Genomic DNA, 5,760 nt, shown 5'->3' on the forward strand with positions numbered 1-5,760 from the left:
AGGGGTTGACGGCCTCTCAGATCTCTCTATAATTCGCACCTCTTCTGGCGCAGACAGAACGAAAAACTCCTTGTTAATCAATGAGTTGGACGATTCAGTTGGCGAAGAAGAGGCTTCGATGAAGTTGATCGAAAGCGGTGAAAAAAGGCAGTTGACAGCAGGTTGTAACGCTGTAGAATTCGCCTCCCGCTAACGAGCAACGTGATGTTGATCGAAGCGCAAGTGGTTGAAGTTGATAAGGAAACTTTGAAAACTTCTTAAAATAACCGCTTGACAGATACAGAGGCTGCTGTAGAATGCGCGCCTCGGTTGAGACGAAAGACTCTTAACCAACCGCTCTTTAACAATTGAATCAAGCAATTCGTGTGGGTGCTTGCGCTGTCAGACTGAAGTCAACAGATTATCAGCATCGTAAGTTACTCCGCGAGAAATCAAAGAAATAACCAACGATTGCTGAGCCAAGTTTAGGGTTTTCTCAAAACCCAAAGATGTTTGAACTGAAGAGTTTGATCATGGCTCAGATTGAACGCTGGCGGCAGGCCTAACACATGCAAGTCGAGCGGCAGCACGGGTACTTGTACCTGGTGGCGAGCGGCGGACGGGTGAGTAATGCCTAGGAATCTGCCTGGTAGTGGGGGATAACGCTCGGAAACGGACGCTAATACCGCATACGTCCTACGGGAGAAAGCAGGGGACCTTCGGGCCTTGCGCTATCAGATGAGCCTAGGTCGGATTAGCTAGTTGGTGAGGTAATGGCTCACCAAGGCGACGATCCGTAACTGGTCTGAGAGGATGATCAGTCACACTGGAACTGAGACACGGTCCAGACTCCTACGGGAGGCAGCAGTGGGGAATATTGGACAATGGGCGAAAGCCTGATCCAGCCATGCCGCGTGTGTGAAGAAGGTCTTCGGATTGTAAAGCACTTTAAGTTGGGAGGAAGGGCATTTACCTAATACGTAAGTGTTTTGACGTTACCGACAGAATAAGCACCGGCTAACTCTGTGCCAGCAGCCGCGGTAATACAGAGGGTGCAAGCGTTAATCGGAATTACTGGGCGTAAAGCGCGCGTAGGTGGTTTGTTAAGTTGAATGTGAAATCCCCGGGCTCAACCTGGGAACTGCATCCAAAACTGGCAAGCTAGAGTATGGTAGAGGGTGGTGGAATTTCCTGTGTAGCGGTGAAATGCGTAGATATAGGAAGGAACACCAGTGGCGAAGGCGACCACCTGGACTGATACTGACACTGAGGTGCGAAAGCGTGGGGAGCAAACAGGATTAGATACCCTGGTAGTCCACGCCGTAAACGATGTCAACTAGCCGTTGGGAGCCTTGAGCTCTTAGTGGCGCAGCTAACGCATTAAGTTGACCGCCTGGGGAGTACGGCCGCAAGGTTAAAACTCAAATGAATTGACGGGGGCCCGCACAAGCGGTGGAGCATGTGGTTTAATTCGAAGCAACGCGAAGAACCTTACCAGGCCTTGACATCCAATGAACTTTCCAGAGATGGATAGGTGCCTTCGGGAACATTGAGACAGGTGCTGCATGGCTGTCGTCAGCTCGTGTCGTGAGATGTTGGGTTAAGTCCCGTAACGAGCGCAACCCTTGTCCTTAGTTACCAGCACGTTATGGTGGGCACTCTAAGGAGACTGCCGGTGACAAACCGGAGGAAGGTGGGGATGACGTCAAGTCATCATGGCCCTTACGGCCTGGGCTACACACGTGCTACAATGGTCGGTACAGAGGGTTGCCAAGCCGCGAGGTGGAGCTAATCCCATAAAACCGATCGTAGTCCGGATCGCAGTCTGCAACTCGACTGCGTGAAGTCGGAATCGCTAGTAATCGCGAATCAGAATGTCGCGGTGAATACGTTCCCGGGCCTTGTACACACCGCCCGTCACACCATGGGAGTGGGTTGCACCAGAAGTAGCTAGTCTAACCTTCGGGGGGACGGTTACCACGGTGTGATTCATGACTGGGGTGAAGTCGTAACAAGGTAGCCGTAGGGGAACCTGCGGCTGGATCACCTCCTTAATCGACGACTCAGCTGCAGCACAAGTTCCCACACGAATTGCTTGATTCATTGAAGAAGACGATTAGAAGCAGCTTTTGCTTTGCACACCCGATTTTGGGTCTGTAGCTCAGTTGGTTAGAGCGCACCCCTGATAAGGGTGAGGTCGGCAGTTCGAATCTGCCCAGACCCACCAGTTACCTGGTGAAGTTGGTCAGAGCGCGTACGACACCCGGATACGGGGCCATAGCTCAGCTGGGAGAGCGCCTGCCTTGCACGCAGGAGGTCAGCGGTTCGATCCCGCTTGGCTCCACCACTTACTGCTTCTGTTTGAAAGCTTAGAAATGAGCACTCCATCGGTTCGATGGTGAGTGTTGATTTCTAGTCTTTGATTAGATCGTTCTTTAAAAATTTGGGTATGTGATAGAAATATAGACTGGGCACCTCTTTCACTGGTGTGTGTCCAGGCTAAGGTAAAGTTTGTGAGAACAAACTTTCGGCGAATGTCGTCTTCACAGTATAACCAGATTGCTTGGGGTTATATGGTCAAGTGAAGAAGCGCATACGGTGGATGCCTTGGCAGTCAGAGGCGATGAAAGACGTGGTAGCCTGCGAAAAGCTTCGGGGAGTCGGCAAACAGACTGTGATCCGGAGATGTCTGAATGGGGGAACCCAGCTGTCATAAGACAGTTACCTTACACTGAATACATAGGTGTATGGAGCGAACCAGGGGAACTGAAACATCTAAGTACCCTGAGGAAAAGAAATCAACCGAGATTCCCTTAGTAGTGGCGAGCGAACGGGGACCAGCCCTTAAGTGGCTTGGAGATTAGCGGAACGCTCTGGAAAGTGCGGCCATAGTGGGTGATAGCCCTGTACGCGAAAATCTCCTTGTCATGAAATCGAGTAGGACGGGGCACGAGAAACCTTGTCTGAACATGGGGGGACCATCCTCCAAGGCTAAATACTACTGACTGACCGATAGTGAACTAGTACCGTGAGGGAAAGGCGAAAAGAACCCCGGAGAGGGGAGTGAAATAGATCCTGAAACCGTATGCGTACAAGCAGTGGGAGCCCACTTTGTTGGGTGACTGCGTACCTTTTGTATAATGGGTCAGCGACTTATTTTCAGTGGCGAGCTTAACCGAATAGGGGAGGCGTAGCGAAAGCGAGTCTTAATAGGGCGTCTAGTCGCTGGGAATAGACCCGAAACCGGGCGATCTATCCATGGGCAGGTTGAAGGTTGGGTAACACTAACTGGAGGACCGAACCGACTACCGTTGAAAAGTTAGCGGATGACCTGTGGATCGGAGTGAAAGGCTAATCAAGCTCGGAGATAGCTGGTTCTCCTCGAAAGCTATTTAGGTAGCGCCTCATGTATCACTGTAGGGGGTAGAGCACTGTTTCGGCTAGGGGGTCATCCCGACTTACCAAACCGATGCAAACTCCGAATACCTACAAGTGCCGAGCATGGGAGACACACGGCGGGTGCTAACGTCCGTCGTGAAAAGGGAAACAACCCAGACCGTCAGCTAAGGTCCCAAAATCCTGGTTAAGTGGGAAACGATGTGGGAAGGCTTAGACAGCTAGGAGGTTGGCTTAGAAGCAGCCACCCTTTAAAGAAAGCGTAATAGCTCACTAGTCGAGTCGGCCTGCGCGGAAGATGTAACGGGGCTCAAACCAGGTACCGAAGCTACGGGTATCATCTTAGGATGATGCGGTAGAGGAGCGTTCTGTAAGCCTGTGAAGGTGAGTTGAGAAGCTTGCTGGAGGTATCAGAAGTGCGAATGCTGACATGAGTAACGACAATGGGTGTGAAAAACACCCACGCCGAAAGACCAAGGTTTCCTGCGCAACGTTAATCGACGCAGGGTTAGTCGGTCCCTAAGGCGAGGCTGAAAAGCGTAGTCGATGGAAAACAGGTTAATATTCCTGTACTTCTGGTTATTGCGATGGAGGGACGGAGAAGGCTAGGCCAGCTTGGCGTTGGTTGTCCAAGTTTAAGGTGGTAGGCTGAGATCTTAGGTAAATCCGGGATCTTAAGGCCGAGAGCTGATGACGAGTGTTCTTTTAGAACACGAAGTGGTTGATGCCATGCTTCCAAGAAAAGCTTCTAAGCTTCAGGTAACCAGGAACCGTACCCCAAACCGACACAGGTGGTTGGGTAGAGAATACCAAGGCGCTTGAGAGAACTCGGGTGAAGGAACTAGGCAAAATGGCACCGTAACTTCGGGAGAAGGTGCGCCGGTGAGGGTGAAGGACTTGCTCCGTAAGCCCATGCCGGTCGAAGATACCAGGCCGCTGCGACTGTTTATTAAAAACACAGCACTCTGCAAACACGAAAGTGGACGTATAGGGTGTGACGCCTGCCCGGTGCCGGAAGGTTAATTGATGGGGTTAGCTAACGCGAAGCTCTTGATCGAAGCCCCGGTAAACGGCGGCCGTAACTATAACGGTCCTAAGGTAGCGAAATTCCTTGTCGGGTAAGTTCCGACCTGCACGAATGGCGTAACGATGGCGGCGCTGTCTCCACCCGAGACTCAGTGAAATTGAAATCGCTGTGAAGATGCAGTGTATCCGCGGCTAGACGGAAAGACCCCGTGAACCTTTACTATAGCTTTGCACTGGACTTTGAATTTGCTTGTGTAGGATAGGTGGGAGGCTTTGAAGCGTGGACGCCAGTCTGCGTGGAGCCAACCTTGAAATACCACCCTGGCAACTTTGAGGTTCTAACTCAGGTCCGTTATCCGGATCGAGGACAGTGTATGGTGGGTAGTTTGACTGGGGCGGTCTCCTCCTAAAGAGTAACGGAGGAGTACGAAGGTGCGCTCAGACCGGTCGGAAATCGGTCGTAGAGTATAAAGGCAAAAGCGCGCTTGACTGCGAGACAGACACGTCGAGCAGGTACGAAAGTAGGTCTTAGTGATCCGGTGGTTCTGTATGGAAGGGCCATCGCTCAACGGATAAAAGGTACTCCGGGGATAACAGGCTGATACCGCCCAAGAGTTCATATCGACGGCGGTGTTTGGCACCTCGATGTCGGCTCATCACATCCTGGGGCTGAAGCCGGTCCCAAGGGTATGGCTGTTCGCCATTTAAAGTGGTACGCGAGCTGGGTTTAGAACGTCGTGAGACAGTTCGGTCCCTATCTGCCGTGGACGTTTGAGATTTGAGAGGGGCTGCTCCTAGTACGAGAGGACCGGAGTGGACGAACCTCTGGTGTTCCGGTTGTCACGCCAGTGGCATTGCCGGGTAGCTATGTTCGGAAAAGATAACCGCTGAAAGCATCTAAGCGGGAAACTTGCCTCAAGATGAGATCTCACTGGAACCTTGAGTTCCCTGAAGGGCCGTCGAAGACTACGACGTTGATAGGTGGGGTGTGTAAGCGCTGTGAGGCGTTGAGCTAACCCATACTAATTGCCCGTGAGGCTTGACCATATAACACCCAAGCAATCTGCGACTTGAAAAAGACAGATTGCGGTGACTGTGAAGACGACACGAACCGAGAGTTTGTTCGCACATTACCGAACTATCACATACCCATTGGCTGAGGCGTATCCGCAAGGTACGAATCGGCAACCGAATTTCTTGACGACCATAGAGCATTGGAACCACCTGATCCCATCCCGAACTCAGTAGTGAAACGATGTATCGCCGATGGTAGTGTGGGGTTTCCCCATGTGAGAGTAGGTCATCGTCAAGATTAAATTCCAGAACCCCTGATCGCTTACGCGTTCAGGGGTTTTGTTT

1 protein-coding gene, 2 tRNA genes and 3 rRNA genes are annotated in these 5,760 nt (G+C 51.6%); all 6 read left to right on the forward strand.

The window, feature by feature from the left end; genetic code table 11:
- Positions 1–193 (forward strand): hypothetical protein (locus tag H8S59_RS26845; protein ID WP_214658477.1); only part of this gene is annotated, 193 nt, incomplete at its 5' end.
- Between the two features lie 301 nt (positions 194–494).
- Positions 495–2,033 (forward strand): 16S ribosomal RNA (locus H8S59_RS25790).
- A gap of 96 nt (positions 2,034–2,129) precedes the next feature.
- Positions 2,130–2,206, forward strand: a tRNA-Ile gene (locus H8S59_RS25795).
- 44 nt (positions 2,207–2,250) lie between these two features.
- A tRNA-Ala gene (locus tag H8S59_RS25800) sits at positions 2,251–2,326 on the forward strand.
- 228 nt (positions 2,327–2,554) lie between these two features.
- Positions 2,555–5,448: ribosomal RNA gene (locus tag H8S59_RS25805) — 23S ribosomal RNA — on the forward strand.
- A gap of 149 nt (positions 5,449–5,597) precedes the next feature.
- Positions 5,598–5,713: ribosomal RNA gene (gene rrf / locus H8S59_RS25810) — 5S ribosomal RNA — on the forward strand.
- Together the 16S, 23S and 5S rRNA genes with 2 tRNA genes alongside form the textbook arrangement of a ribosomal RNA operon.
- Positions 5,714–5,760 lie beyond the last annotated feature (47 nt).

This window comes from Pseudomonas folii (genome assembly GCF_014357575.1).
GTDB classification, from domain to species: domain Bacteria; phylum Pseudomonadota; class Gammaproteobacteria; order Pseudomonadales; family Pseudomonadaceae; genus Aquipseudomonas; species Aquipseudomonas folii.